Consider the following 25,937-nt stretch of genomic DNA (forward strand, 5'->3'; position numbering starts at 1 on the left):
GGATGTGCGGGCCCTGGGCCCGGGAGTCGGGAAAACGGTCCCCGGACATGCCGGCCCCCTTTGCGGGACGATCCGGCCGGCCCGGGGACCACGCGGCTACAGGCTGTCGACGTGGGCGGCCAGGGCTTCCAGGTCCGCCTCGGACAGGGGCTTGACCACGCGCTCCATCATGGCCTTCTTCTCTCCGCCGTACGTCCCGGACTTGTAGCCGGCCAGGGCCGCCTTGACCTCGTCCAGGGTCAGGGAGTTCAAAGGCCTGGTCATGCCCATGGCCACCTTGGAGCCGTCGGCGCCGTGGCAGCCCTTGCAGTTCTTGGCGAACAGGTCGGCCGGACCCTCGGCCAGGGCGGGGGCGGCAAAGAACAGGCACGCGGCAAGACAAACGAATACGTATTTCATGATTTCCTCCGGTGTTGTCATTTGGGGGTGCAGACCGAGGCGCGTTTCTGCGGATCGGCCAGGAAAGCGGAAACTGCGGCCGTCTCGTCGGCCGAGAGCAGTTCGCTCTTGTACTCGACCATGCGCAGCACAGTGGTCTGCCACCACTGGGCGTCATTTCCACTGACAAGACAGATCTTGTCCATCTCGTGGCAGTCCTGGCAGCGCTCGAAGATGAGCGAGCCGGTGTCCTGGGCCCCGGCGAAGCAGGACAGCAGGACGAGGATGGTCAGAAAGGCGGGAACGGCATGGGGCCTCGACCTGAGCACCCGGATCGCTTTTTCGGTCATTTTCACGGCGAACTCCTTGGCGAACGAAACGTTGACGGTCACGGGCCGGCGCGGGCGCGTCCCGGCAGGCATTGCACGGACCGATGCCGACGCCTGGCCTGACTGGCCGGACTGAAGTTTTCCTTTTACATCCAAGACTTCAAAAAAGCCAGACGCAAGCCGAGGATGTTTTCATAAAATGGCGCAGCGTCACGCAGGGCGCACAAGAATCTTGCTTTTCCGGACAGAATCCGACAAATGCGGACAGACCATCACCCGGAGACACACGTGGCCGACATTCTCATCATCGACGACGACCAGGATTTTTCCCGCTCCTTCCAGCGCATCATCGAACGCATGGGGCACACCTGCAGCGTGGCCCATTCCATCAGGGAAGCCTTGGCCCTCATGGCCGACCCGGGCTGCGACCTCATCTTCCTCGACGTGAACCTGCCCGACGGCAACGGCCTGGCCCACATCAAGCAGTTCCAGGCCGCCGCGTCCATGCCCGAGGTGGTCATCCTCACGGGCGACGGCGACTCCGACGGCGCGGCCCTGGCCATCGCCAACGGCGCCTGGGACTATGTGGGTAAGCCCATCTCGGTCAGCGCCATCACCCTCATCCTGCAGCGGGCCATGGCCTACCGCGCCTCCAAGGGCGCCGGCGGGCGGCGCAAGGTCAAGCGCAGCGCCATCATCGGCGAGAGCCCCAAGATCATGGCCTGCCTGGAGACCATGGGCAAGGCCGCGCGCAGCAAGGCCAACGTCATCATCACCGGCGAGACGGGCACGGGCAAGGAACTCTTCGCCCGCGGCATCCACGAGAACAGCGACACGCCTGGCAAGCTCGTGGTCATCGACTGCACGAACCTGTCCACGCACCTGGCCGAAAGCACCCTCTTCGGGCACGTCAAGGGCTCCTTCACCAGCGCCCACGAGTCGCGCGACGGCCTCTTCAAGCTGGCCGACAACGGCACGGTTTTCCTGGACGAAATCGCGGAACTCGGCCTCGACCTGCAGAAGAACCTGCTGCGCGTCCTGCAGGAGCGCAAGTTCCGGCCCATCGGCTCCAAGGAGGAGGTCGCCAGCAACTTCCGCGTCATCGCGGCCACCAACCGCGACCTGCGCAGGATGGTCGAGGAAGGGAACTTCCGCAGCGACCTCTTCTACCGCCTGAACGGGCATCATATCCAGATCCCGTCCCTGCGCGAACGCAAGGAGGACATCCCGCTGCTCGCGGAGTACTACGTGGAAAAAATCTGCCGCGAGAACCAGACCCCGCCCAAGCAGCTCACGCCCGAATTCCTCGGCGCCCTGGCCGCCTTCCAGTGGCCGGGCAACGTGCGCGAGTTCGTCAACGCCATCGCCGTGGCCGTGGACAACGCCGCGGACGAACCGAGCCTCTTCAGCCATCACCTGCCCATCGACGTGCGCATCGGCATCGCCAGGAGCGCCTTCCGGCCCAAACCCGAGAAGGCTCAGCCCGTGGTCATCGACCCGGGCCCGCTGACCTGCCCCCTGCAGATGCCCTTCGTGCCGGGCGGAGCGTTGCCCCAATTCCGGGACGCCCGCGAAACGGTCGTCAACCAGCTCGAAAAGGCCTACCTGCAGCAGCTCGCCGAACAGTGCGGCAGCGACGTGGCGGCGGCATGCGAGCGCTCCGGGCTCTCCCGCGCACGGCTCTACGAACTGCTCAAGAAGCACGCCGTGCGCCTGCGGTAGCCGCGACGCAACACGGCTTGACGCAACGCCCTGAAGCGATACACAAACACGCATTCATTCAACCGGGAGTCTGTCATGACCAAGGTCTCACGATACGCCCTGCTCACCTTTCTCTTCCTGGCCGCCTCGTTCCTCTCGGCCGAAGTCTGGATGCAGGCCATCCGCCACACCTCCTTCTGCACCACCTCGTCCTGCGACGTGGTCGGGGAGTACGTGCGCTTCGGCGAAGGCAACCTCATCAAGATGGGCGCAGCCTTCTTCTGGTTCCTGTGGTCCCTGGCCTTCTTCGGCGGCCGTTACGACAAAAAGTGGATCTGGGGCTCGGCCACCCTGCTCCTCTTCGGCGCCCTGGCCTTCGACGGCGCCATCCTGGGCTTCCAGTTCATGGGCCTCAAGGAGAAATGCCTGCTGTGCGTCGCGGTGGGGGCCATGCTCTTCGTCACCCTGTCCCTGTTCTCCTGGGTGCGGAGGACCCTGCTGACCGTGCTCCTGGGCATCGCCGTATGGACGGGCGGGTTCGCGGCCAATGCGGTGCTGGACCTGAACGTCACCCCGCCGGCCATCGTCGACACGGCCTTCACGACCTGGGAAAACTCCCCGGACAACGCGCCCCAGCACGTGCTCTTCTTCAGCCTGCACTGCGACCACTGCTCCAAGATCCTGGCCAACCTGTCCATCAACGCCCAGACCCTGCCCGGCAAATGGCACCTGGCCTGCACGGACAACAAGGAGGAGGATTTCTACCGCCTGGCCACGGTCTTGAACACCCCGGAAGGCAAGCAGAACCCCTTCCTGGAGATCCTGCGCGTCGAGAGCCTGGACAAGCCAGAGCCGACGCCCGTGAGCGACGACCTGCGCCAGACCGTGCGTACGGCGCGGGCCTATTTCAAGATGAAGGGCTTCCAGGGCATCCCGGTCCTGGTGGTCATGGAGCGGCCGGGCTGGGAGATGGTCCTGCGCGGGGAGAACAACATCACCGAATACCTGCGCATCCGCGGTTTCCTGCAACGCGAACTCCACTTCCCCGACCCGCCCAAGGCCAACGGGAACGCGACCAAGGAGTAGCAGTCAGCCGGTCCCGCGCCACAAAAAACCTCGCCGGGATATTGTCTCGGCGAGGTTTTTTGTGGCGTGCGGCAAACTGTGAGGCCGCAGACGGACAGGCCTTTATTCCTGCTCGCGCCTGATCCTCGCGCCCACGGCGCCGAGCTTGACTTCCATCTGCTCGTAGCCGCGGTCCAGGTGGTAGATGCGGCGCACGTCCGTGCGGCCCGTGGCGGCCAGGCCGGCCAGGACCAGGCAGGCGCTGGCGCGCAGGTCCGAGGCCATGACCGTGGCGCCCTTCAGGGAGTCCACGCCGCGCACCATGGCGCTCTGCCCCGACAGGGAGATGTGCGCGCCCAGGCGGGCCAGCTCCTGCACGTGCATGAAGCGGTTCTCGAAGATGCCCTCGGTGATGATGCCCGCGCCGCGGCTGACGCACATGAGCGCCATGATCTGGGCCTGCATGTCCGTGGGGAAGCCGGGATAGGGCTGCGTGGACAGGTCCACGCAGGAGAGGGGACCGTCCACCGAGGCGCGCAGGGAGTCCCTGTCGCCCTCGATGACCATGCCCATCTCCCGGAGCTTGAAGATCACGGCGTCGAGAGCGTCCACGGGGCAGTCCTTCAAAGTCAGATCGCCCTTGGTGATGCCGGCGGCCACGAGGTACGTACCGGCCTCGATGCGGTCCGGCATGACGCTGTAGGAGGTGCCGTGCAGGCTCTCCACGCCCTGGATGCGCACCACGCTCGTGCCGTGGCCGGTGATCCTGGCCCCGCAGCTGTTCAGGAACTCGGCCAGGTCCTGGATCTCGGGCTCGCGGGCCGCGTTCTCCAGCACCGTCTCGCCCTCGGCCAGGGTGGCGGCCATGATGAGGTGCTCGGTGCCGCCCACGGTCGGAAAGTCGAGCTGGATGTGCGCGCCCTTCAGGCGGTCGCAGTTGCCGATGATGTCGCCGCTTTCCAGTTCGAAGACCGCGCCCATCTGCTCCAGGCCCTTCAGGTGCATGTCCACGGGCCGGGCGCCGATGGCGCAGCCGCCGGGCAGGGCCACGCGGGCGCGGCCCAGGCGGGCCAGGAGCGGCCCCAGGCACAGGACCGAGGCGCGCATGGTGCGGACCAGATCGTAGGGGGCTTCGGGCTTCAGGTTACAGGACTTGAGATAAACCTCCCCTTCCGCGTATTCCGCCGTGCAGCCCAGCAGTTCCAGGAGTTTCAGGGTGGTGCCTATGTCGCGCAGATCCGGCACGTTGGACAGGCGCACCTCCCCGTCGACGAGGATGGAGGCCAGCAGGATGGGCAGGGCGGCGTTCTTGGAGCCGCTGATGGTCACGCTCCCCTTGAGGGGAGCGCCGCCTTCGATGACGAGTTTGTCCATTATATATCCTTACACAAGCGCCGCGGGCGGACCGCGGTCACGGTTTCTTTCTGTTGAACGCGGCGCGCACGGAATGCGCCTCGCCGGGGTATGTCTCGTGCTCGACCGCCGGACCCTCAGGCCGCCGCCACCGTTCGCCGCGCGGCTCGCTGCCTTCCAGGGCCGCACGCGTCGGGTGGGAATCGATCATGATGGGGTGGGCGTGCACGTCGCAGTCGGCCACCGGGCAGCTGAACTCGATGGGGATGTTGTTGGGGTCGAAGGAATAAAGGGAGATGATGAACCCGTGGTCGATGAGTTCCGAGGCCCAGAAATCGTTGGCTTCCAGGAGGTCCTTGAGGCGGTGCAGTTCTTCGACGCGTCCCACCCCGAAGGAGATGTGGTCGAAGGCCGCCGGCCCTTTGACCGGCGCGCCGTGGTCCTTCTCCGCGACGGGTTCCACGCCCGGCCACTCGAAAAAGGCGATGCAGTCCGTCTTCGTGATCTCGAAGAAGTAGTGGCGGTACCCCGGATGCCCCATGCCCACCACCAGGCGCATGCCCAACAGGTCGCGCCAGAAATGGACGGTCCTGTCCATGTCCGCCGTGACCATGGCAAGATGGTTGATGCCGGTGAATGCCAAACAGACCTCCAAAAAAAAGCAGAACCAGTTCTTATCCGGTTCTGCCTGAGTGTCAAATGGGGTGAGTGACGCGGCTTGAACGCGCGACATCCTGGGCCACAACCAGGTGCTCTGCCTGCTGAGCTACACCCACCACGAGGGAGAAAAAAAGGGACAGCGAGCTGTCCCGTATGTGCGAATGGGGTGAGTGACGCGGCTTGAACGCGCGACATCCTGGGCCACAACCAGGTGCTCTGCCTACTGAGCTACACCCACCACGTGAGAGGAAAAACTCTCTACCCAAGCCCCCTGCCCCGGTCAAGCAAAAATCGCGGGGAAAATCACCTTGCTGCCGCCGCCCTTGACAACCGGCCAAGGCCATTTATTTGGTGCCATCGAAATTTTCAAACCAAGGAGTGGACATGTCTTCCGCACAACAATTCGAATTCAAGACCGAAATCAAACAACTCCTCGACATCATTACCCATTCTCTCTACACGAGCCGGGAAATATTCCTGCGTGAGCTGGTTTCCAACGCTTCCGACGCCCTGGACAAGCTGCGCTTCGAGCAGAACCGCTCGGCCGAGATCGTCAGCCCCGAGCTCGACCTGCAGATCAGCATCACCTCCGACGAGGAGAAGCGCGAGCTCGTCATCGCCGACACGGGCATCGGCATGACCCAGGACGAGTTGGTCGACAACATCGGCACCATCGCCCGCTCGGGCTCGGCCGAGTTCATCCGGCAGGCCATGGCCGACCAGGGCAACTCCTCCAACATCATCGGCCGCTTCGGCGTGGGCTTCTACTCGGTCTTCATGGTCGCCGACAAGGTCACCATCCGCACCCGCTCCTTCCGCCCCGGCGCAAAGGCCGTCGAGTGGACCTCCGACGGCCTGGGCACCTACACCGTGGCCGAACTGGACGAGGACCTGCCGCGCGGCACGTCCATCACCGTGCACCTCAAGGAAGATGGCAAGGAGTTCGCCGAGCAGCACCGCATCACGTCCATCATCAAGAAGCACTCCAACTTCATCTCCTTCCCCATCCTCGTGCAGGGCGAGAAGGCCAACACCGTGCCGGCCCTGTGGCGCGAGAACAAATTCTCGGTCACGCCCGAGCAGTACGCGGAGTTCTACAAGTTCCTGACCTACGACCACGAGGAGCCCCTGGACACCCTGCACCTGAGCGTCGACGCGCCCGTGCAGTTCTCGGCCTTGGCCTTCGTGCCGCCCCGCAGCCAGGACGCCTTCGGCTTCGACCGCGACAACTACGGCTTGGACCTCTACGTGCGCCGGGTCCTCATCCAGAGCAAGAACAAGGACCTCATCCCCGAGTACCTGGGCTTCGTGCGCGGCGTGGTCGACACCGAGGACCTGCCTTTGAACATCTCGCGCGAGACGCTGCAGGAGAACCTGCTCATCCGCAAGATCGCCCAGACCCTGACCAAGCAGATCCTCTCGCACCTGAAAAAACTCGGCCAGGACAAGGATCGCTACGCCACGTTCTGGAAGGAGCACGCCAAGCGCTTCAAGCTCGGCTACGCCGACTTCGCCAACCAGGAGGCCTTCGGCGAGCTCCTGCGCTTCAACTCCTCGCGCCACGAGGACAAGGACGGCCTCATCTCCCTGGACGAGTACATCGAGGCGGCCAAGGACGGGCAGAAGGAGATCTACTACATCTCCGGCCCCAGCCGCGAGGCCATCGAGCAGAACCCGCACCTGGAGATCTTCCGCACCAAGGGGCTCGAAGTCATCTACCTCTACGAGCCCGTGGACGAGTTCGTCATGGACAGCCTGCGCAAGTTCAAGGAGTTCGAGCTCAAGGCCACCGAGAACGCCGACATCACGAACATCGAGAAGTTCGCCGACAGCGCCGAAAAGAAGGACAAGCCCGAGGAGCTGTCCAAGGAAGAGAGCAAGGACATGGACCGCTTCCTGAAGCGCGTGCAGGAGATCCTGGGCGACCGCATCACCGAGGCCCGCATCTCCAAGCGCCTGAGCCAGAGCCCGTCCTGCCTGGTCAGCCCCGACGGGTCCACCTCCCAGATGCACAAGATCATGCAGATGGTGACCAAGGACTCCTCCATCCCCAAGAAGATCTTCGAGATCAACCAGGACCACAAGCTGGTCCGCAATCTCCTCTCGGTCTTCGCCAAGAACGAGCAGGACGACTTCGTGGCGACCGTGGTCGAACAGCTCTACGAATCCGCCCTGCTCATGGACGGCTACCTGGCCGACCCGCACAAGATGGTCCAGCGCCTGAACCGCCTCCTGGAGGACTCCAGCGACTGGTACAAGGAACGAGGCGCGAAATAGCGACGCACGCGAAAGGCCGGGCTCAACCGGCCTTTCGCTTTTCCAAGGCCTTGAAATTCGTGCAGCGGACTTTCTTCCTTTATTCTCCCCCCTGCCTCCGCTATGAAGTCGCTTCACACAAAAACCTTCCGGGCAGAACAAACCCGTTCCCGGACTGCCTGCTCACTGAAGTTTCCCGGCGAGGGCATCATGGACATCCCCCATTTCGGCGATTCGAAGCCTGCAACCCAGCCTAAGGACACGGCTCGGCTTTTGGCGGAAAAGGACAGGACAATCGCACGGCTGCAGAAGAAACTGGAGAAGTACGAGGCCATCTTCCAGGGCCTGTCCGACGGCGTGCTGCTCATCGACGAGAAGCTGTCCGAGTGCAACCGGGAGGCCTGCCAGATCTGGCGGTGCGAGAAGGAGGACATCATCGGGTTCTTCCCGAGCGATTTCGCGCCCCTTTTCCAACCCGACGGGGAGAACTCCTACGAGATGGCCAGCAGGAAGGTCAGCGAGGCCCTGCGCGGGAACATCCAGAAGTTCGAGTGGAAGGACATCCGCCGCGACGGGATGATGATCGACACCCAGGTCGTCCTGAACCGCATCGAAGTGGACGGGAAGGGCTACGTGCTGGCGACCTTCAAGGACATCACGGACCTCAAGATCAAGGAGAATGAAAAGCAGGCCCTGCTGCACATGATGGAGAAGATCATCGAGGACAGGACGCGGGCCCTGCAGGAGTACAACGAGTCCCTGAACGAGGAGATCGCCCGCCGCAAGCGCACCGAGCGGCATCTCGAACACGCCTACATGGAACTCGAACATATCTTCGACACCTCGGGTGACGGCATCCTCGTCCTCGACTCGGACCGCAACATCGTCCGCGCCAACCTCGCCTTCGCCCAGCTGGTCGAGAAGCCGGCCGACGACATCCTCGGGAAGAAGTGCTTCGACATCTTCCCCTGCCGCCACAGGTGCACGGACCACTGCATCATCCAGGAGATCGTGGTCGGCTCGTCCAAGACCGACTTTGAGAAGGAGTTCGTGTCCGAGTCGGGCGAGCGCAAGTCCTGCCTGGTCAAGGCCGCGGCCCTGCGCGGGGAAAAGGGCGAGGTGCTCGGCATCGTCAAGAACTACAAGGACCTGACCAGCTACAAGCGCTGGGTCGACATGCTGCAGGAGTCCGAGGAGTTCCACCGCATAACTCTTGAGAGCATCTGGGACGCCATCTTCCTGACCACCGACGAGGGGCGCATCGTCTTCGTCAGCTGCAACGTGGACAGCATCTTCGGCTACGACGCGGACGAAATCGCCGCCTTCGGGACCATCTTCGACCTCGTCGGCTCCCGCTTCTACTCGCCCCATGACCTGCAGACGGCGCAGGAGCTCAACAACCTGGAGGTCGAGATCACCGACAAGTTCGGCCGCAGGCGGGTGCTCATCGCCAACGTCAAGCGCGCCGCCCTGCGCTCCGGCACCACCCTCATCGCCTTCCGCGACATCACCGAGCGCAAGGACGCCGAAAAGCGCGCCAAGGTCGAATACGAACAGCTCGTGCAGGCCGGCAAGATGGTGTCGCTCGGCATCCTGGTCTCGGGCGTGGCCCACGAGATCAACAACCCCAACAACTCCATCATCCTGAACGTCCCCCTGCTGTCGCGCATGTGGTACGACGCGCGGGTCATCCTCGACCAGTACATGGACGAGCACGGGGACTTCCTTCTCGGCAACCTCCGCTATTCCTTCGCCCGCGAGCGCGTGCCGCACCTCTTCTCCGGGGTCATGTCCTCGTCCAAGCGCATCAAGCACATCGTCCAGGACCTCAAGAACTACGCCCGTCAAGGCTCCACGGTGTTGAACGAGGTCATCGACATCAACGGCGTGCTCAAGACCGCGGCGCTGCTGCTCGACAACCAGCTGCAGAAGGCCACGGACCGCCTGGAGATCGGCTATGGGCTCGGCATCCCGCACTTCAGGGGCAATTTCCAGAAGATCGAGCAGGTCGTCATCAACGTCCTCCAGAACGCCTGCGAAGCCCTGGACGATAGGTCCAAGGCCATCCGCATCCGAACCGGCTTCGACACGCGGCGCGGACAGGTCTGGCTCGAGGTGGCTGACGAGGGCCAGGGCATCCAGCCCGACGACCTGCCCCACGTGACCGACCCATTCTACACCACCAAACGAGCTTGCGGGGGCACGGGTCTGGGGCTTTCCATCTCCTCCCGGATCATGCAGGAGCACGGCGGGGAGTTGACCATCCATTCCCGTCGGGGCGAAGGGACGTCGGTCACCCTGACCTTTCCCGTCCGCCACGAAGGAGACCCCGCGGTATGATCCAGCCCTTTCCCGTCCTCATCGTCGACGACGAGGCCGACATCCTGAACAGCTTCGACCTGTGCCTGCGCTCAAGCGGCATCGACAACACCGTCTGCTGCCAGAGCCCGGCCGAGGCCCTGCGCATCATCGACGAACGGCCTCTGGGGGCCATGATCCTCGACCTGAGCATGCCCGGCGTGACCGGCCAGGAGATCCTGGCCCATGTGCGGGAGGCGCGTCCGGAGCTGCCCGTCATCGTGGCCACGGGCGTGGAGTCCATCGAGTCGGCCGTGGAGTGCATGAAGCTCGGCGCCCTGGACTATCTGGCCAAGCCCGTGGAGGAGGAGCGGCTGGTGGCCTCCGTGCGCACGGCCCTGGAAATGAGCCGGCTGCGCCGCGAGAACACGTCCCTGCGCCAATGCCTCGTGCTGGACCGCCTGACCCGGCCCGAGGCCTTCGAGCACTTCTCCACGGACAGCCCCAAGATGCGGCAGATCTTCCAGTACCTGGAGGCGGTCAGCGCGTCGTCCGAACCCATCCTCATCTTCGGCGAGACGGGCGTCGGCAAGGAGCTGGCCGCGCGGGCCGTGCACAAGCTGACCTGCCCGCGCAAACCCTTCGTGGCCGTCAACGTAGCCGGACTCGACGACGTGGTCTTCAGCGACACCCTGTTCGGCCACCGCAAGGGGGCCTTCACCGGGGCCGTCGCCGCCCGCAAGGGGTTGGTGGAGCAGGCCGCCGACGGCGTGCTCTTCCTCGACGAGATCGGCGATCTGGGCGAATCGTCGCAGGTCAAGCTGCTGCGCCTGCTGCAGGAGCGGGAGTACCTGCCCCTGGGGGCCGACGTGCCCCGCCCGTCCGAAGCCCGGGTCGTGGTGGCCACCAACTGCGACCTGGAGGCCATGACCCGCGAGGGCCGCTTCCGCAAGGACCTCTACTACCGCCTGCGCACCCACATGGTCCGCATCCCGCCCTTGCGCGAACGCCCCGAGGACATACCCGTGCTGCTGGAGCTTTTCATCGCCGAGGCCGCGACCAGTTTCGGCAAGGACGCACCGAAGCCGAGCCGCTGCCTCGTCAGCCGCCTGCGCGCCTACCCCTTCCCCGGCAACGTGCGCGAGCTGCGCGCCTACGTCTTCGACGCCATGGGCCGCTGGAACGGCGGCGACTTCTCCTGCGGACCGGACAACGACACTTCGGAACTTTTCGGCGCGGCCGAAGAACTGTGCTTCCCCGCCGCCCTGCCGACCATCGAGGAGACCGTGCAGGCCCTCGTGCGCGAAGCCATGAGCCGCGCGGGCGGCGTCCAGACCCTGGCCGCACGCTGGCTCGGCATCTCCCAGCCGGCGCTCAGCAAGCGCTTGAAAAAAGGCGGTTCATAACTTTTTGCATAACCCGCACCCGGGGAATAGTTGATCCCATCTATGTGAAACCATGATCTGAATTGATTTTCCCACTGCATCTCGCCTCACCCAGGCCATAACATAAGTTATGGCCTTTTTCTTTTCTCGCCCGCGCCATTCTTATATTCCAACATGTTGCGCTGTCATACAACCTGGCACGTTCCTTCCAATACAGGGATCGAATTTCGGCACCGGCATCCCGGCCGCGTTCGAAAACACCACGGAGGACAGTTATGGTTCAAAACTACGTTTTCCCGGCGACCGTATCCGAAGCGGTCACGGTCCTCAGCACCAACAGGGGAAAGGCCCGGATCATCGCCGGCGGCACGGACCTGATGCTGGAGCTGCAGGACGGCAAGAACACCTGCGACGTGTTGGTCGACCTGACCCAGATCGCGGAACTCAAGAACATCACGGAGGAGAACGGGTTCATCCGCATCGGCGCGAGCGTGACCCACGCACAGGCCTCGAAATCCGAGCTCATCCTGAAGCACGCCCCGGCCCTGGCCCAGGCCTGCCGCAAGGTCGGCTCCCTGCAGATCCGCAACATGGGCACCATCATCGGCAACATCGTGACCGGCAACCCGGCCGCCGACGCCGCCGTGGCCCTGGCCTGCCTGGAGACCACGGCCGAAGTGACCACGCAGGAAGGCATGCAGTCCATGCCACTGGAAGACATGTACGCCGGCGTCTGCCTGTCCTGCATCGACAGCTGCTGTCAGGTCGTGACCCACGTCAAATTTCCCGTGAAGCAAAAGAACCAGGGTTCCGCCTACCTGCGCATGGAGCAGCGCAAGGCCCTGGCCCTGCCGATGCTCGCCGTCTCGGCCATGATCGCCCTCGACGGCGACAAATTCGAGTGGGCGCGGCTCATCATCGCCCCCGTGGGCGCCGGTCCGCAGCATGCCCTTGACGCCGAGGCCTTCCTCAAGGGCGCCCCGGTCACCGCCGCGACCATGACCGAAGCCGGACAGCTGGCCCGCAACCAGGCCATGTTCCGCAGCAGCGCCATCCGCGGCTCCAAGGAATACCGGATGGGAGTCCTGCCCGTTTTCGTCGAACGGGTCCTTCAAGCGGCAGTCGAAGATGCCCGCAAAGCATAACGGAGGAAGAACATGCCGAACCAGATCATATCATTCCGTCTCAACGGCGAGGTCATCGAGATAGCCGTCTCCCCCGCGGAGATGCTCCTCGACGTGCTGCGCGAGAAAATGCACCTCACGGGCACCAAGCGCGGCTGCGGCAAGGGCGAGTGCGGCGCGTGCACCATCATCTTCAACGGCAAGGCCATGAACGCATGCCTCATCCCGGCCATGCGCGCCCAGGGCGCTGACATCCAGACCATCGAAGGCGTCGAGGGCGAGGGCGGCCTGCACCCGCTGCAGCAGAGCTTCATCGACAAGGGCGCCGTGCAGTGCGGCTTCTGCACGCCGGGCATGATCATGTCCGCCAAGGCCCTGCTGGACAAGAACAAGTCCCCCTCCAAGGAACAGATCCGTGAAGCGGTCGGCGGGAACATCTGCCGCTGCACAGGCTACGTCAAAATCGAGGAAGCCGTCGAGGACGCCGCCCTCAAGCTCCGGGCGTCCGCTGTCAAGGGAGGAGACTTATGAGCCAGTTCGAATATGTCGGAAAAAGCGTCAACAGGCGCGACGGCGTGGACAAGACCACGGGCCGCGGCCTCTTCACCACGGACATCTTCCTGCCGGGCATGCTCTTCGCCAAGGTCCTGCGCAGCCCGCACCCCCACGCCCGCATCGTGTCCATCGACACCTCCGAGGCCGAGAAACTCCCTGGGGTCAAGGCAATCATGACCCACAAGAACGGGCCCAAGAACCTCTTCAACGCCGCCGTGCCCATGTTCCTGACCATCCCGCAGCTCGAGCGCGTGCTTGACCAGCTGCTTTTCGACGAGGTCGTCCGCCACGTCGGTGACGAGGTGGCCGCCGTGGCCGCCACGAGCGAGTCCGTGGCGGAAAAGGCCCTGTCCCTGATCAAGGTCGAGTACGAAATCCTGCCTGCGGTCTTCGATCCGCTGGAGGCCATGAAGCCCGAGGCGCCCGAACTACATGCCGGCAAGGGCTGCACTCCCGAGGGCAGAAACATCCCGGCCGAAATAGTGAAGATTCCCTACAACGATGTGGAGAAGGGGCTGGCCGAATCCGATGTCATCATCGAGGAGACCTTCGAACTGCCCGTGGTCAAGCAGGTCCAGATGGAGACCCAGGCCGCCGTGGCGCAGGTCGACGGTGACGGCAACGTGACCGTGTGGTCCACCACCCAGACCCCGCACCCGTCCAGGGCCATTCTCGGCAAGATCTTCGACGTCCCGGCCGGCAAGATCCGCGTCCTGGCGCCGCCGTACGTGGGCGGCGGCTTCGGCGTGCGCATCGGCCTGAGCGGCAAGGCCGAGCCCATCGCCATGGGCCTGGCCCTGCTGGCCAAGCGGCCCGTGAAGATGATCTACACCCGCAAGGAAGACTTCATCGCTTCCGACACGCGCCACGCCGGATATGTCACGGTCAAGCTCGGCGCCAAGAAGGACGGCACGTTCCAGGCCCTGGACATGAAGGCCGTCTTCAACACGGGCGCCTACTGCACCTTCGGCGCGGAACTCCCCGGCGTGTGCGGGGCCATGACCCTGGCCATCTACCGCATCCCGCACCAGCGCTATTTCGGGCACAGCGTGTACACGAACTGCACCAGCGCCGGCGCCATGCGCGGCTTCGGCAACCCCCAGGGCAACCTGGCCATGGAGCAGGCCGTGGACATGATGGCCGAAAAGCTCGGCATGGACCCCATGGAACTGCGCATGAAGAACATCATGCGCCCCGGCGACCCGTGGTGTCTCCCGTATCCATGCGGCACGTCCGAACTGCCCGAATGCATCCGCCGGGGCGCCGAAAGCATCGGATGGTCGCGCCGCGGCAAACTCCATGAACCCGGCGCGGTCAAGCTGCGCGGCCTCGGCATGGCCGTGGGCACCCACGTCAGCAACGCCTGGCCCTTCTGCGTGGACTACGACAACGCCTACGTAACCATCCAGTCCGACGGCTCGGCCCAGGTCGCTTCCGGCGTTCCGGACATCGGCACGGGCACGAGCACCAGCCTCGTGCAGATTGCGGCCGAAACCTTAGGGATGAACATGGACAACGTCGGCCTGACGTACGGCGACACGCTGGGAACACCCTTCGACATCGGTAGCCACGCCAGCCGCACCTGCTACGCAGCGGGCACCGCCGTCAAAGCCGCGGCCTCCGATGCCCGCAAGCAGATTCTGGAATACGCCGCAGGCTACTTCAACATTGCGGCCGAACGCCTGGAGATCAAAAACGGCGTCATCGCGCCCATGGCCGGCAGCCTCGACGAATGCTCGGGCTCGGGCCTGTGCCAGCTCGAAGAGGTCAAGGACGGCAAGGGCAACTCCGTGACCATGGAGGAACTGGCCTACCACGCCCACGTCCGCAACAAGCAATTCATCGGCGTCGGCCGCATCGTGCCCGAAAACGCCCCGCCGTGGCACGCCTGCTTCGCCGAGGTCGAGGTCGACACGCGCACGGGCCAGGTCCGGGTCATCAAGCTGACCGCCGCCCATGACGTGGGCCGGGCCATCAACCCCATGATCGTCGAGGGCCAGATCGAGGGCGGAGCCGTCCAGGGCATCGGCTACGCCCTGAGCGAGGAGATCACCTACAACGACAAGGGCCGCCAGCAGCAGTACAGCATGCACAACTACATGCTGCCCACGGCCGAGGACATACCCGAGATCCATTCCATCATCGTCGAAGGCAACGACCCCACAGGCCCGTTCGGGGCCAAGGGCGCGGGCGAGTGCAGTCTGGTCTGCCCGGCCTCGGCCATCGCCAACGCCGTGGCCAACGCCACGGGCTATCGCTTCAAAAAGATCCCGATGACGCCGGAACGCGTATTCAAGGCCCTGAATTCATGAACACGACGGCGCAGGGGCGACCCCCTTGCGCCGCTTCCCCCTGGAGGGACAATATGAAGAAACTGCTCTTTGCCGCCATGACGGCGGCCCTGCTGATGACGGGATCGATGGCCCTGGCCGGATCGGGGCATTACGTGAGCGGCGCCGAGGGCATCAAGGGCGCGACCCTGCCGCCGCAGGGCGTCTACTGGCGCATGTACAATCTCTTCTACACGGCCGACGACCTGCGGGACAAGCACGGCGACGAGATCGACGCCGACTTCGACGTGAACGTCTACGCCCTGGTCAACCGCCTCGTGTACTCCTCGGACCTTGAGATCCTGGGCGCCAACGTCGTGGCCGACATCTGCGTGCCGCTGGTCTACACCGACATCTCCATGAAGGCCGGCGGCATGTCGCTCTTCGACGACAACGAGTTCGGGCTGGGCGACATCCTCATCGAACCCGTCATCCTGGCCTGGCACGGCCCGCGCTACGACGCGGCCCTGGGCGTGGGCGTGTACCTGCCCACGGGCGACTTCGACGCCGATGAACCGGCCAGCCCCGGCAAGGGCTTCTGGACCGGCATGTTCACGGCCGGCGCGACCCTCTATTTCGACGAGGCCCGGACCTGGTCGGCCTCCGTCCTGTCCCGTTACGAGATCCACTCGGAGCAGGATGACACGGACGTGACCTACGGCGACGACTTCCACTTCGAGTGGGGCCTGGGCAAGACCGTGGCCAAGATCTGGGACGTGGGCCTGGCCGGCTACTGCCGCTGGCAGGTCACGGACGACAGCGGCCCCGGCACCACCGACGACCGCGAGGAGGCCTACGCCGTGGGCCCGGAAGTCAGCGTCTTCGTCCCTGACTGGGGCCTGGGCGTGTCCCTGCGCTCGCTGTGGGAGTTCGAGAACAAGGTCAACTCCCAGGGCAACGTGACCACCCTCATGATCATGAAAGCATTCTAAGGAAAACGTCATGTTCACCATAGTCAACCGCGAGGAGATGGCCGGCGGCACGGTCATCCTCAACGAGATCGAGGCCCCGCGCATCGCGGCCAAGGCCAGGCCGGGGCAGTTCCTGATCCTCAAGGCCAATGAGAACGGGGAGCGCATCCCCCTGACCATGGCCGAGACGGACCCGGACAAGGGCACGGTCACGGTCATCTACATGGTCGTGGGCAAAAGCACGGAGCTCTTCAGGCGCCTGCAGGTCGGCGAAGCCTACCAGGACGTCATCGGCCCCCTGGGCCAGCCAACCCACATCGAACCCGGAAAGAAGGTGGTCTGCGTGGGCGGCGGCACCGGCGTGGCCGTGCTGCACCCCATCGCTTGCGGCATGAAGCAGGCCGGCTGCGACGTGACCGCCATCATCGGCGCCCGCAACAAGGACCTGCTCATCCTCGAAGAGAAGATGGGCCGGGCCTCCAGCGAACTGCATATCTGCACCGACGACGGCTCCTACGGCCGCAAGGGCTTCGTGACCGAAGTGCTGAAGGAAAAGCTCGACGCCGGCGGCGTGGACCAGGTCGTGGCCATCGGGCCGGTGCCAATGATGAAGTTCGTGTCGCTCATGACCAAGGATTACGGCGTGCCGACCATGGTCAGCCTCAACCCCATCATGATCGACGGCACGGGCATGTGCGGCGGCTGCCGCGTGACCGTTGGCGGCGAGACGAAGTTCGGCTGCGTGGACGGGCCGGAGTTCGACGGGCACCAGGTCGACTTCGACGAGCTGATCCTGCGCCTGCGGGCCTACACGGAGCAGGAGCGGCACAGCCACGAACTCTGCAAATGCGAAGGGAGGCACTAGATGGCCGCTGAAAAATCTCCGCGTCAGGCCATGCCCGAACAGCCGCCTTTGGTCCGGGCCCGCAACTTCGAGGAGGTGCCCCTGGGCTACACCCCGGAACAGGCCGTGGCCGAGGCCTCGCGCTGCCTGCAGTGCAAGAGCCCGGCCTGCGTGCAGGGCTGTCCCGTGGGCGTCGACATTCCCGGTTTCATCAAGCACATGGCCGCCGGCGACTTCGACAAGGCCATCGGCAAGATCTGGGAACGCAACAGCCTGCCGGCCGTCTGCGGCCGGGTCTGCCCCCAGGAGGTCCAGTGCGAGGGCAACTGCCTGCTGGGCCGCAAGGGAGAACCGGTGGCCATCGGCAACCTGGAGCGCTTCGCCGCCGACTGGGAACGCAAGCACCACGTCTGCGAACTGCCCTCCCGCGAGGCGGCCACCGGCAAGCGCGTGGCCGTGGTCGGTTCGGGGCCGTCGGGTCTGACCGTGGCCAGCGACCTGATCCTCAAGGGCCATGAGGTCAGCCTCTTCGAGGCCTTCCACAAGCCCGGCGGCGTGCTCGTCTACGGCATCCCGGAATTCCGGCTGCCCAAGGACATCGTCGCCGCCGAGGTGTCCTGCCTGCAGGCCCAGGGAGTGAAGCTCGAGTGCGACGTGGTCGTGGGACGCACAGTGAGCGTTGAAGAGCTCCTCGAGCAGGGCTTCGACGCCGTGTACCTGGGCGTTGGCGCCGGCCTGCCCAAGTTCATGCGCATCCCGGGCGAGAACCTCGTCGGCGTCCTCTCGGCCAACGAGTACCTGACCCGGGCCAACCTGATGAAGGCCTACCTCTTCCCCGAGGTGGACACGCCCATCCCGCGCGGCAAGCATGTGGCCGTTTTGGGCGGCGGCAACGTGGCCATGGACAGCGCGCGCACGGCCATGCGCCTGGGCGCGGACAGGGTCAGCCTGGTCTACCGCCGCTCCCGCGACGAGATGCCGGCCCGCAAGGCCGAGATCCACCACGCCGAGGAGGAGGGGCTCAACTTCGAACTGCTGTGCAACCCGGTGCGCTACCTGGGCGACGACAAAGGCCGCCTGACGGGCATCGAGTGCATCCGCATGGAACTGGGCGAGCCCGACGCCTCGGGGCGCAGGCGGCCCGTGGAAGTGCCCGGATCGGAGTTTGTCGTCGAGTGCGACCTGGCCATCGTGGCCATCGGCGCCGGGGCCAACCCGCTGCTGACCCGCTCCACCCCGGACCTGCCGCTGAACAAGTGGGGCTACGTCACGGCCAACGCGGACACGGGCAAGACCGGCAAGAAAGGGGTCTGGGCCGGCGGCGACATCGTCACCGGCGCGGCCACGGTCATCCTGGCCATGGGCGCGGGCCGCAAGGCCGCGGACTCCATCCACGAATACCTGACCTGGGGCTGGTGACAACCGGGGGAGGCCACCCCTCCCCCGTTCACGAAATCACGAGGAGGAGCCATGAACCTGAACGAACGGGTCATCGCCATCAAGAGCGGCGGTGAAATGGCCTCGGCAATCGTCTGGCGCCTGTACCACGCGCGACTGCGCCGCATCGTCATCCTGGAGACGAAGCACCCCCTGGCCGTGCGGCGCACGGTCAGCTTCTGCGAGGCCGTGCATGACGGCGCCTGCATGGTCGAAGACGTGCGCGGCGTGCGCATCGACGGGCCGGAACAGATCGAGGCGGCCTGGGCCGCAGGCGACGTACCCATACTGGTGGACCCCGAATGGCGGAGCCTGGATGCCATCCGGCCCGACGTGCTCGTGGACGCCATCATCGCCAAACGCAACCTGGGGACCAGCGTCCACGACGCACCGCTGGTCGTCGGCCTGGGGCCGGGCTTCGAGGCCGGGAAGGACGCGCACCTCGTCGTCGAGACCAATCGCGGGCACGACCTTGGGCGCATCATCACCCAGGGCGCGGCCGCCCCCAACACGGGCATCCCCGGCACCATCGGCGGATTTTCGAAAGAACGCGTCCTGCGCGCGCCCGTACCGGGCAAGCTGGTCTGGGACTGCTCGCTCGGCGATCTGGTGAAAAAGGGGCAGGTCCTGGGACGAGTCGACGGCTCGCCCGTCACGGCCGAGATCTCCGGACTCCTGCGCGGTCAGATCCGGCCCAACGGCCACGTGCCCCTGGGCCTCAAACTCGGGGACATCGACCCGCGCGGGGACATCGCCTACCTGCACACCATCTCCGACAAGGGCCGCGCCATCGGCGGGGCGGTGCTTGAGTGCATCATGAGAGCGTACAATTGACCGGACCCGAAACCATGACCGAGGCCCTGGCCCTGCCCGAGCGGGGCCTGCTGGCCATCGTCGGCGCGGGGGGCAAGACCACGGCCATGTACCGCCTGGCCGCGGAACTGGCCGAACGGGGGCGGCGGGTGGCCTGCACGACCACGACGAGGATATTTCCCCCCGAGCCGCGGCAGGCCCGTCTCATCCTGGCCGAGAACAACGAGGCGCTCCTCGGCGAATGCCGGGACGCAGCGGCCCCGGGTCGCCCGGTCTGCATCGCCTGGGCGATGGAGAACGGCAAGCTCATGGGGCTCACGCCGGAATTCATCCACAGACTGCTGGACGCGGAAATCTTCGACTGGATCCTGGTCGAGGCCGACGGCGCGCGCTGCCTGCCCCTCAAGGCCCCTGCCACGCACGAGCCTGTCGTCCCCGGCCGCAGCACCCATGTCCTGGCCGTGGCGGGGCTGACGGGCGTCGGCGCGCCCCTGGACGAACGCCACGTCTGCCGGAGCACGTGTTTCGAGGAACTGAGCGGCCTCGCTTTCGGAACCCCGGTCACCCCGGCTTCCGTCGCCCGTGTCTGCGCCCACCCCGAAGGGTTGTTCAAGGGCGCTCCCCAAGGTGCCGCGAAATTGCTCTGGCTGAACCAGGCCGACGCCCCGCAGGCCCTCGAACACGGACGCGCGATACTGGATTTGCTGCATGATGCCGGCGCCATGCCCCGCCGGGCCTGCATCGGCTCGGCCGGGCGCACGCCGTGCGTCATGGAGGTCCGGTCATGAACGTGCGCGGCGTGATCCTGGCCGCCGGGCTCGGACGGCGCATGGGTGCCGTCAAGCAGCTCCTGCCCCTCCACGGCCGACCGCTGCTGCAGCACGTCATCGATGCGGCCCGGGCCTCGACCCTCGCGCACCTCGCGCTGGTCCTCGGCAACGCCCATGCGGAGATCCTGTCGCGGATCGACGCGCGCGGCGTCGACATTGTGCTGAACCCCGACTTCGCCTCCGGCCAGAGCACGTCGGTTCGCGCAGGGCTCACCCACGGGCCCGATGCCGACGGCGTCATGTTCCTTCTCGGGGATCAGCCCCTGGTCGACGCCCCGCTCATCGACCTTCTCGTGACGCGCTTTCTGACCGAACTCCCCTGGGCCCTCGTACCGGTCCACGAGGGCCGTCCCGGCAACCCCGCCATCATCGGCCGCGAAATGATGCGCGATGCACAGGGGCTGACAGGCGATGTCGGCGCCCGAAAACTGCTGCGGGACAATCCCCGGCATGTGCAACGGATAGAAATCGGTGACCCCGCCGTGCTGCGCGACGTGGACACCATGGACGACTACCTGAGTCTGCTGGCCATGCGCCGGACGGATGCGGAAGATAATTTCAGACCCTGAACGAGGAGACGAACATGAAGACCATCGCTGTCGAACACGCTGTCGGAACAGTGCTCTGCCATGACATCACCCGGATCGTGCCGGGAGGCGAAAAGGGCCCGGCCTTCAGGCGCGGACACGTGGTGCGGGAGGAGGATATCCCGGTCCTGCTCGATATCGGCAAGGCCAATCTGTACGTCTTCGACCCGGCCGACGGCTTCGTGCACGAGGACACGGCCGCCGTCCGACTGGCCCGGGCAGCGGCCGGACGCGGCATCGCCTTGAGCGAGCCCCAGGAGGGCAAGGTCACGCTGACCGCCGAAGAGGACGGCCTGCTGTGCATCGACGTGGACGGGCTCATGCGCCTCAATTCCATCGAGGACGTGACCTTCAGTTCCATCCACCGCCACCAGCGCGTGCGCCCCGGCCGCGTCCTGGCCGGCACGCGGGTCATTCCGCTGGTCGTCCCCGAGGAACTCATGCGCGCGGCCGAGGCGGTCTGCGCCGAACACGCCCCCCTGATCGAGGTCAAACCGCTGCGGCGCGCCAAGGTCGGCGTGGTGACGACGGGCAGCGAGATCTTCCACGGCCGCATCAAGGATGGCTTCGGCCCCCTGCTGCGCGCCAAGTTCGACGACCTGGGCAGCGAGGTCGTGGACCAGGTCTTCGTGTCCGACATCGTCGGCCTGACCGTCGACGCCATCACGTCCCTGGTCCGGCAGGGCGCGGACTTCATCGCCGTGACCGGCGGCATGAGCGTGGACCCCGACGACCAGACACCCGCGGCCATCCGCGCCACGGGGGCCGAGGTCGTCTCCTACGGCGCGCCGACCTATCCAGGCGCCATGTTCATGCTGGCCTACTTGGGCGATGTGCCCATCCTGGGTCTGCCCGGCTGCGTCATGTACTACAAGGCCAGCATCTTCGACCTGGTGGTGCCCCGCATCCTGGCCGGGGAACGCCTCACGCGCCGCGACATCGTGGCCCTGGGCCACGGCGGCTTGTGCGAAAACTGCGGCACCTGCCGCTACCCGGCCTGCGGCTTCGGGAAGTGAAAGGGACTGGGGGGAGGAAGGGCTCAATGGACGATATGGACGTGATGGACGAGATGGACGTCATGGACCTGATGGCTGCCCAGGATCTCTCGGCAGAACTGGCCATTACGAAGCTCTCCCCAGGCAGCGTCCATACCGTCCATCACGTCCATCTCGTCCACGGCCCTGCCGCCTCTCCCCTCACAGCCCCTTGCTCTCGAACCAGCGGAAAAGCCCCAGGGCCACGGCGATGAAGACGATGATGACCACCCAGGGCGAAACGCCCAGGGTTTCGGGCAGGCCGATCTTGCCCAGGTCGGCCCAGGACAGGACCGTGGCCTTCATCAGCGGGTAGAGTTCCGCGTAGAGGGCCGCGCCGGCGATCATGCCGGCGATGCCGAAGACGGCGTGCCAGCGGCCCTCGCCCAGGGCGCCCACGGATGTACCCGGACAGAAGCCCATGACCGCCCAGCCTGCTCCGAACAGGGCGCCGCCGACCAGGATGGCGCCGACGTTCATGGGCTTGTGACTGAGGGCGATCACTCCCGCATCCGACAACAGAGCCACGCCGACCATGCCGACCATGATCGCCGAAAGCATGAACTTGAGGATGGTCATGTCCTTGAGGAGCATGGCCCCGACCTGCTTCTCGAAGCGCAACACGCGCCCCTTCTGCAACAGGAACCCGAACAGGATGCCGGTGACCAGTCCCATGATCTGCGCAGTGTCCATCACTTCCTCCTCCCGTAGACCATTGCCGCCACGACGATGCCGACCCCGAAGAACATGGCCAGGGCCACGAAGGCGCTGACCGAAAGCTGCATCATGCCGCTCAGACCGTGCCCGCTCGGGCAGCCGTCGGCCATGCGCGCCCCGAACATGGCCACGATGCCGCCGAGAAAGGCGGCCGCGGCCCGCTTGCCCACGGACGGGCCGAAGCGCTCCTTCCAGACCGGGGGCACGCCTTCGAGCTTGAAGCTTTTGTCCGTGGACGCCGCAATGAACGCGCCGGCAAAGATGCCCAGCACCAGCATGAACTGCCAGTCGACCTTGACCTTTTCCTTGGTGAAATATTCGTTGGCCTCCACGCGTTCCGGCACGACCTGCTTCTCGATGATGCCCGCCCCGCGCACGAAGGTCGTCGAGGCGCCGAGATAGGTCGTCTTGCCCAGCCAGACCGTGGTGGCATAGGCCGAAAGAATGGCCAGCACGCCCACCAGGGCCCCGGCCAGATACGGGCTCCAGCCTCCGTCGTTCCTGTTTGATTGCATTCGCGTTCCCTCCTGAAAAGATTGAGAGCCAAAACCCTGCGGCGCCGGACGCCGCGCATGCCGATTCAAGAAAACCATACTTGAGAATAGGGAAAAAGTGGAGCCCCAAAAATGGGGGAGGGAGCTTCTCCCCGCCCTTGACCACGGCCCCCGCCATCTGTCACATGGATTATACCGAAAACCGCCCCGGCAGGCATCCGGGCAGGGCCGGCGCCTTCCGGCCCCGAAACAACCGCAGCCCCGGAACCATGCACGATTCATCCGCGCCGCCCCCCTCTTCCCGCCTCGAGCAGGATCTCATCGCCGCACGTGCGCGCATCGCGGAGCTGGAAAGTCTGCTCCTGAGCCTGCAGTCGCGGCCCGGCCCTGTCCAGGACGCGGGCGGGTCGAATGCGGCCGTCTACCAATCCATGGTGGACAACCTCCCCCTGTCCATCATGACCTATGACCGCAACGGACGCGTGACCTTCGTCAACCGGTTCCATCTGGAAACCTTCGCCAGGGGTCGACTCGGCCCGGAATTCTTTCTCGGCCTCCATCTGACGGAACTGCCCGGCTTGGTTTCCGCCGGTCTGCGGGACGAACTCGAAGGGTTGATCCAAGGCCAGCCCCTGGCCCTGGAGAGCGTCTTCATCCCGCGCCTCTCCGCCGGCGGGTCGGCCTGGCAAAGCGTCAGGGGCATCCCCCTGCACGACGCGGGCAGGATCTGCGGCGGCATCCTCATCCGCGAGGACGTCACCGGGCGCAAACTGGCCGAAAGCGCGCTCAGGGAGAGCGAGCAGCGCCTGCGCGTCATCGCCGACAACACCCACGACTGGGAATACTGGCGGGGCCCGGACGGCAAGTACCTCTGGGTTTCCCCGGCCTCGCGCGAGATCACGGGCCTGGCCCCGGATGTGTTTCTTGGCGACTTCGGCCTGCACATCCGCTCCGTCATCCATCCCGACGACCGGCAGCGCTGGCTGTCCCACCTCGACGAGGCAGACGCGCTGCGCCCGGCCCACAGGGAGATGGAATTCCGCATCGTCAAGCCCTCCGGTGAAGTCGTCTGGATCAGCCACGTCTGCAAGGCTATCTATGACGCCGACGGCAAATACCTCGGCAGGCGCGGCTGCAACCGCGACATCACGGCCCGGAAACAGGCCGAAAACGACCTGCAGTCGACCCTGACCGAGCTTTCGGCCGTGCACAAGAGCGCCCCGGTCGTCATGGTGCTGTTCGATGAAGAGACGCGGGTCCGCAAGCTCAACCGCGCGGCCCTGGAGTTCATCGGCCGCAGCGAGGAGGACATCCTGGGCCTGCGCTGCGGCGAAGTGCTGGGCTGCCCGAACCACGACGCGTCACCGCTGGGCTGCGGATTCGGCCAGACCTGCCCGATGTGCTCCATGAGCGGCGTCATCCGGGACACCTTCGCCGACCGGCAGAGCAGACAGAACGTGGAATTCTGGCTGCTGCACGGCGAGTCCGGAGGCGAGGACCGCTGCCTGCTGCTCAGCGCGGACTACCTGGAAGTGCAAAGCGCGCCGCTGGTCCTGGTCTGCGCCCTGGACATCACCCGCCAGAAGGCCGTCGAAGCGAGCCTGCTACGCGCCAAGGAGGAGGCCGAAGCCGCCAATCGCGCCAAGTCCGAGTTCCTGGCCAACATGAGCCACGAGCTGCGCACGCCCCTCAACGGCGTCATGGGCATGATGCAGCTCCTGCAATCCACGCAGCTGGACGAGGAGCAGGACGAGTTCGTGTCCATGGCCCTGCGTTCCTCGGACCGGCTGACCCGGCTGCTCTCGGACATCCTCGACATTTCGAAGATCGAGGCCGGCAAGGTCGAAATCGTGCGCGAAACGTTCAGTCCGGCGGAGCTGGCCGAATCCGTGTCCGACCTTTTCAGCCTCGCGGCCCGGGAAAAGAGCCTGCCCCTGTCCTGCGCCCTGCATCCCGACCTGCCACAGCGCCTCGTGGGCGACGCCGCCCGCGTGAGACAGGTCCTCTTCAACCTGGTGGGCAACTCCCTCAAGTTCACGGATTCGGGCTCCATCACCCTGGAGATGACGCCTCTGGCCTCGCCGCGGGCGGATGCGCTGCGCGTTCTCTTTTCCGTGCACGACACGGGCATCGGCATCCCCGCCGACAAGTTCGGCGAGCTGTTCAAGCCCTTCGTCCAGGTGGAGGGGTCCTACACGCGCAGATACCAGGGCGCAGGCCTGGGCCTGGCCATCGTCAAGCGCCTGGTGGAACTCATGGACGGGAACATCTTCATCGAAAGCGAGCCGGGCATGGGCACCTCGATGCATGTGGTTTTGCCCTTCGAACTGCACGCAGGCGCCCAGAGGGATATGCGGGCCGGGGCCCGAACCGGAGAATCGCGCCCTGGCCTGCGCATCCTGGTGGCCGAGGACGATCCGTCCAACCAGCTCTACATGCGGCGCATCCTGGAAAAGGCGGGCCACGCCGTCGTCTTGGCGACCAATGGCCGCCAGGCGTTCGATTTCTGGGAAAATGCCGACTTCGACCTGATCCTCATGGACATCCAGATGCCGCTCATGGGCGGGACCGAAGCCGTCAGGCTGATCAGGGAGACGGAAACCCGGACCGGCAGGGCCCCGGTCCCCATCATCGCCCTGACCGCCTACGCCATGGCCGGAGACCGCGAGAGATTCATGTCCCATGGCATGAACGACTATGTCGGCAAGCCGGCAGGAATCGACGCCCTGGAGGCGGCCATCGCCAGAGCCTGCCGCCGGCCCTGACGAAGCGTCCTCCCGCGCCCGCACCCGGCAGATTTGCTCATCCGGGGTGACACGCCGCAGGGAGTCTGTTA

The 25,937-nt window shown here is 65.5% G+C and carries 23 protein-coding genes and 2 tRNA genes; 16 read left to right on the forward strand and 9 right to left on the reverse strand.

The window, feature by feature from the left end; genetic code table 11:
- Positions 1 to 96: 96 nt before the first annotated feature.
- A complete protein-coding gene (locus tag ACYQ3G_RS12880) occupies positions 97 to 399 on the reverse strand; it encodes a c-type cytochrome (protein WP_459826209.1) in 303 nt (100 codons plus the stop codon).
- A gap of 17 nt (positions 400 to 416) precedes the next feature.
- A complete protein-coding gene (locus tag ACYQ3G_RS12885) occupies positions 417 to 734 on the reverse strand; it encodes a hypothetical protein (protein WP_459826211.1) in 318 nt (105 codons plus the stop codon).
- 261 nt (positions 735 to 995) lie between these two features.
- Between ACYQ3G_RS12885 and ACYQ3G_RS12890 the strand changes: the two genes are divergently transcribed.
- A complete protein-coding gene (locus ACYQ3G_RS12890) occupies positions 996 to 2,429 on the forward strand; it encodes a sigma-54-dependent transcriptional regulator (RefSeq protein ID WP_459826213.1) in 1,434 nt (477 codons plus the stop codon).
- Positions 2,430 to 2,504: 75 nt separating this feature from the next.
- Positions 2,505 to 3,494, forward strand: a complete 990-nt coding sequence (locus ACYQ3G_RS12895; RefSeq protein WP_459826215.1) for a hypothetical protein — start codon at positions 2,505 to 2,507, stop codon at positions 3,492 to 3,494.
- Between the two features lie 102 nt (positions 3,495 to 3,596).
- Here the strand turns inward: ACYQ3G_RS12895 and murA are convergent, their stop codons facing one another.
- The 4 genes from murA to ACYQ3G_RS12915 form a co-directional block, all read right to left on the reverse strand.
- On the reverse strand, positions 3,597 to 4,847 hold the full coding sequence (murA, locus tag ACYQ3G_RS12900) for a UDP-N-acetylglucosamine 1-carboxyvinyltransferase (protein ID WP_459826217.1): 1,251 nt from the start codon (positions 4,845 to 4,847) through the stop codon (positions 3,597 to 3,599).
- Positions 4,848 to 4,884: 37 nt separating this feature from the next.
- Entirely contained in the window at positions 4,885 to 5,469 is a 585-nt protein-coding gene (locus tag ACYQ3G_RS12905) for a VOC family protein (RefSeq protein WP_459826219.1), read from the reverse strand.
- Between the two features lie 57 nt (positions 5,470 to 5,526).
- Positions 5,527 to 5,602: transfer RNA gene (locus ACYQ3G_RS12910), tRNA-His, on the reverse strand.
- 46 nt (positions 5,603 to 5,648) lie between these two features.
- Positions 5,649 to 5,724, reverse strand: a tRNA-His gene (locus tag ACYQ3G_RS12915).
- A gap of 146 nt (positions 5,725 to 5,870) precedes the next feature.
- Between ACYQ3G_RS12915 and htpG the strand changes: the two genes are divergently transcribed.
- From htpG to ACYQ3G_RS12980, 13 genes are all read left to right on the forward strand, one after another.
- Positions 5,871 to 7,763, forward strand: coding sequence for a molecular chaperone HtpG (htpG, locus tag ACYQ3G_RS12920; RefSeq protein WP_459826221.1), 1,893 nt, complete (start codon positions 5,871 to 5,873; stop codon positions 7,761 to 7,763).
- Positions 7,764 to 7,952: 189 nt separating this feature from the next.
- Positions 7,953 to 10,082, forward strand: coding sequence for a PAS domain-containing sensor histidine kinase (locus ACYQ3G_RS12925; RefSeq protein WP_459826223.1), 2,130 nt, complete (start codon positions 7,953 to 7,955; stop codon positions 10,080 to 10,082).
- Entirely contained in the window at positions 10,079 to 11,446 is a 1,368-nt protein-coding gene (locus ACYQ3G_RS12930; protein WP_459826225.1) for a sigma-54-dependent transcriptional regulator, read from the forward strand. The genes ACYQ3G_RS12925 and ACYQ3G_RS12930 overlap by 4 nt, the downstream gene beginning before the upstream one ends.
- 254 nt (positions 11,447 to 11,700) lie before the next feature.
- Positions 11,701 to 12,570, forward strand: coding sequence for an FAD binding domain-containing protein (locus tag ACYQ3G_RS12935; RefSeq protein WP_459826227.1), 870 nt, complete (start codon positions 11,701 to 11,703; stop codon positions 12,568 to 12,570).
- Positions 12,571 to 12,582: 12 nt separating this feature from the next.
- A complete protein-coding gene (locus tag ACYQ3G_RS12940) occupies positions 12,583 to 13,080 on the forward strand; it encodes a (2Fe-2S)-binding protein (protein WP_459826229.1) in 498 nt (165 codons plus the stop codon).
- Complete coding sequence (locus ACYQ3G_RS12945) at positions 13,077 to 15,416, forward strand: xanthine dehydrogenase family protein molybdopterin-binding subunit (RefSeq protein ID WP_459826231.1); 2,340 nt, start codon at positions 13,077 to 13,079, stop codon at positions 15,414 to 15,416. The genes ACYQ3G_RS12940 and ACYQ3G_RS12945 overlap by 4 nt, the downstream gene beginning before the upstream one ends.
- Positions 15,417 to 15,469: 53 nt before the next feature.
- Complete coding sequence (locus ACYQ3G_RS12950) at positions 15,470 to 16,366, forward strand: SphA family protein (protein ID WP_459826233.1); 897 nt, start codon at positions 15,470 to 15,472, stop codon at positions 16,364 to 16,366.
- Positions 16,367 to 16,376: 10 nt separating this feature from the next.
- The gene (locus ACYQ3G_RS12955) at positions 16,377 to 17,210 is read left to right on the forward strand and encodes a sulfide/dihydroorotate dehydrogenase-like FAD/NAD-binding protein (protein WP_459826235.1); all 834 of its coding nucleotides are present in this window, start codon (positions 16,377 to 16,379) and stop codon (positions 17,208 to 17,210) included.
- Positions 17,211 to 18,608: an NADPH-dependent glutamate synthase gene (gene gltA / locus ACYQ3G_RS12960; RefSeq protein WP_459826237.1), complete on the forward strand. Its 1,398-nt coding sequence runs from the start codon at positions 17,211 to 17,213 to the stop codon at positions 18,606 to 18,608. It abuts the gene before it with no gap.
- 51 nt (positions 18,609 to 18,659) lie between these two features.
- Entirely contained in the window at positions 18,660 to 19,460 is an 801-nt protein-coding gene (gene yqeB, locus ACYQ3G_RS12965) for a selenium-dependent molybdenum cofactor biosynthesis protein YqeB (RefSeq protein WP_459826239.1), read from the forward strand.
- Positions 19,457 to 20,227, forward strand: a complete 771-nt coding sequence (gene yqeC, locus ACYQ3G_RS12970; RefSeq protein ID WP_459826241.1) for a selenium cofactor biosynthesis protein YqeC — start codon at positions 19,457 to 19,459, stop codon at positions 20,225 to 20,227. The genes yqeB and yqeC overlap by 4 nt, the downstream gene beginning before the upstream one ends.
- Complete coding sequence (locus ACYQ3G_RS12975) at positions 20,224 to 20,838, forward strand: nucleotidyltransferase family protein (protein ID WP_459826243.1); 615 nt, start codon at positions 20,224 to 20,226, stop codon at positions 20,836 to 20,838. The genes yqeC and ACYQ3G_RS12975 overlap by 4 nt, the downstream gene beginning before the upstream one ends.
- 14 nt (positions 20,839 to 20,852) lie before the next feature.
- Positions 20,853 to 21,872, forward strand: a complete 1,020-nt coding sequence (locus tag ACYQ3G_RS12980) for a molybdopterin-binding protein (protein WP_459826245.1) — start codon at positions 20,853 to 20,855, stop codon at positions 21,870 to 21,872.
- 23 nt (positions 21,873 to 21,895) lie between these two features.
- Here ACYQ3G_RS12980 and ACYQ3G_RS12985 read toward each other — a convergent pair whose 3' ends face one another.
- From ACYQ3G_RS12985 to ACYQ3G_RS12995, 3 genes are read right to left on the reverse strand one after another with little or no spacing between them, the layout of a single operon-like run.
- Entirely contained in the window at positions 21,896 to 22,033 is a 138-nt protein-coding gene (locus tag ACYQ3G_RS12985) for a hypothetical protein (protein ID WP_459826247.1), read from the reverse strand.
- A 19-nt stretch (positions 22,034 to 22,052) separates the two neighbouring features.
- Positions 22,053 to 22,583, reverse strand: a complete 531-nt coding sequence (locus tag ACYQ3G_RS12990) for a DUF6691 family protein (RefSeq protein WP_459826249.1) — start codon at positions 22,581 to 22,583, stop codon at positions 22,053 to 22,055.
- The gene (locus ACYQ3G_RS12995) at positions 22,583 to 23,383 is read right to left on the reverse strand and encodes a YeeE/YedE thiosulfate transporter family protein (protein WP_459826251.1); all 801 of its coding nucleotides are present in this window, start codon (positions 23,381 to 23,383) and stop codon (positions 22,583 to 22,585) included. Before ACYQ3G_RS12995 ends, ACYQ3G_RS12990 begins: the two co-directional genes overlap by 1 nt.
- On the opposite strand from ACYQ3G_RS12995, the gene ACYQ3G_RS13000 reads away from it, so the two are divergent.
- Positions 23,287 to 25,866, forward strand: a complete 2,580-nt coding sequence (locus ACYQ3G_RS13000; RefSeq protein WP_459826253.1) for a PAS domain S-box protein — start codon at positions 23,287 to 23,289, stop codon at positions 25,864 to 25,866. The two genes, ACYQ3G_RS12995 and ACYQ3G_RS13000, sit on opposite strands and share 97 nt — an antisense overlap.
- Positions 25,867 to 25,937: the final 71 nt, after the last annotated feature.

The organism is Desulfomicrobium salsuginis (assembly GCF_054657795.1).

Bases quoted from the DNA above. Each gene is read 5' to 3' on its own strand.
- ACYQ3G_RS12880 (WP_459826209.1), bottom strand. From the start codon at position 399: ATGAAATACGTATTCGTTTGTCTTGCCGCGTGCCTGTTCTTTGCCGCC.
- ACYQ3G_RS12895 (WP_459826215.1), top strand. From the start codon at position 2,505: ATGACCAAGGTCTCACGATACGCCCTGCTCACCTTTCTCTTCCTGGCC.
- murA (WP_459826217.1), bottom strand. From the start codon at position 4,847: ATGGACAAACTCGTCATCGAAGGCGGCGCTCCCCTCAAGGGGAGCGTG.
- htpG (WP_459826221.1), top strand. From the start codon at position 5,871: ATGTCTTCCGCACAACAATTCGAATTCAAGACCGAAATCAAACAACTC.
- ACYQ3G_RS12925 (WP_459826223.1), top strand. From the start codon at position 7,953: ATGGACATCCCCCATTTCGGCGATTCGAAGCCTGCAACCCAGCCTAAG.
- ACYQ3G_RS12930 (WP_459826225.1), top strand. From the start codon at position 10,079: ATGATCCAGCCCTTTCCCGTCCTCATCGTCGACGACGAGGCCGACATC.
- ACYQ3G_RS12935 (WP_459826227.1), top strand. From the start codon at position 11,701: ATGGTTCAAAACTACGTTTTCCCGGCGACCGTATCCGAAGCGGTCACG.
- ACYQ3G_RS12940 (WP_459826229.1), top strand. From the start codon at position 12,583: ATGCCGAACCAGATCATATCATTCCGTCTCAACGGCGAGGTCATCGAG.
- ACYQ3G_RS12945 (WP_459826231.1), top strand. From the start codon at position 13,077: ATGAGCCAGTTCGAATATGTCGGAAAAAGCGTCAACAGGCGCGACGGC.
- ACYQ3G_RS12950 (WP_459826233.1), top strand. From the start codon at position 15,470: ATGAAGAAACTGCTCTTTGCCGCCATGACGGCGGCCCTGCTGATGACG.
- ACYQ3G_RS12955 (WP_459826235.1), top strand. From the start codon at position 16,377: ATGTTCACCATAGTCAACCGCGAGGAGATGGCCGGCGGCACGGTCATC.
- gltA (WP_459826237.1), top strand. From the start codon at position 17,211: ATGGCCGCTGAAAAATCTCCGCGTCAGGCCATGCCCGAACAGCCGCCT.
- yqeB (WP_459826239.1), top strand. From the start codon at position 18,660: ATGAACCTGAACGAACGGGTCATCGCCATCAAGAGCGGCGGTGAAATG.
- ACYQ3G_RS12975 (WP_459826243.1), top strand. From the start codon at position 20,224: ATGAACGTGCGCGGCGTGATCCTGGCCGCCGGGCTCGGACGGCGCATG.
- ACYQ3G_RS12980 (WP_459826245.1), top strand. From the start codon at position 20,853: ATGAAGACCATCGCTGTCGAACACGCTGTCGGAACAGTGCTCTGCCAT.
- ACYQ3G_RS12990 (WP_459826249.1), bottom strand. From the start codon at position 22,583: ATGGACACTGCGCAGATCATGGGACTGGTCACCGGCATCCTGTTCGGG.
- ACYQ3G_RS13000 (WP_459826253.1), top strand. From the start codon at position 23,287: ATGGATTATACCGAAAACCGCCCCGGCAGGCATCCGGGCAGGGCCGGC.
- ACYQ3G_RS12995 (WP_459826251.1), bottom strand. From the start codon at position 23,383: ATGAATCGTGCATGGTTCCGGGGCTGCGGTTGTTTCGGGGCCGGAAGG.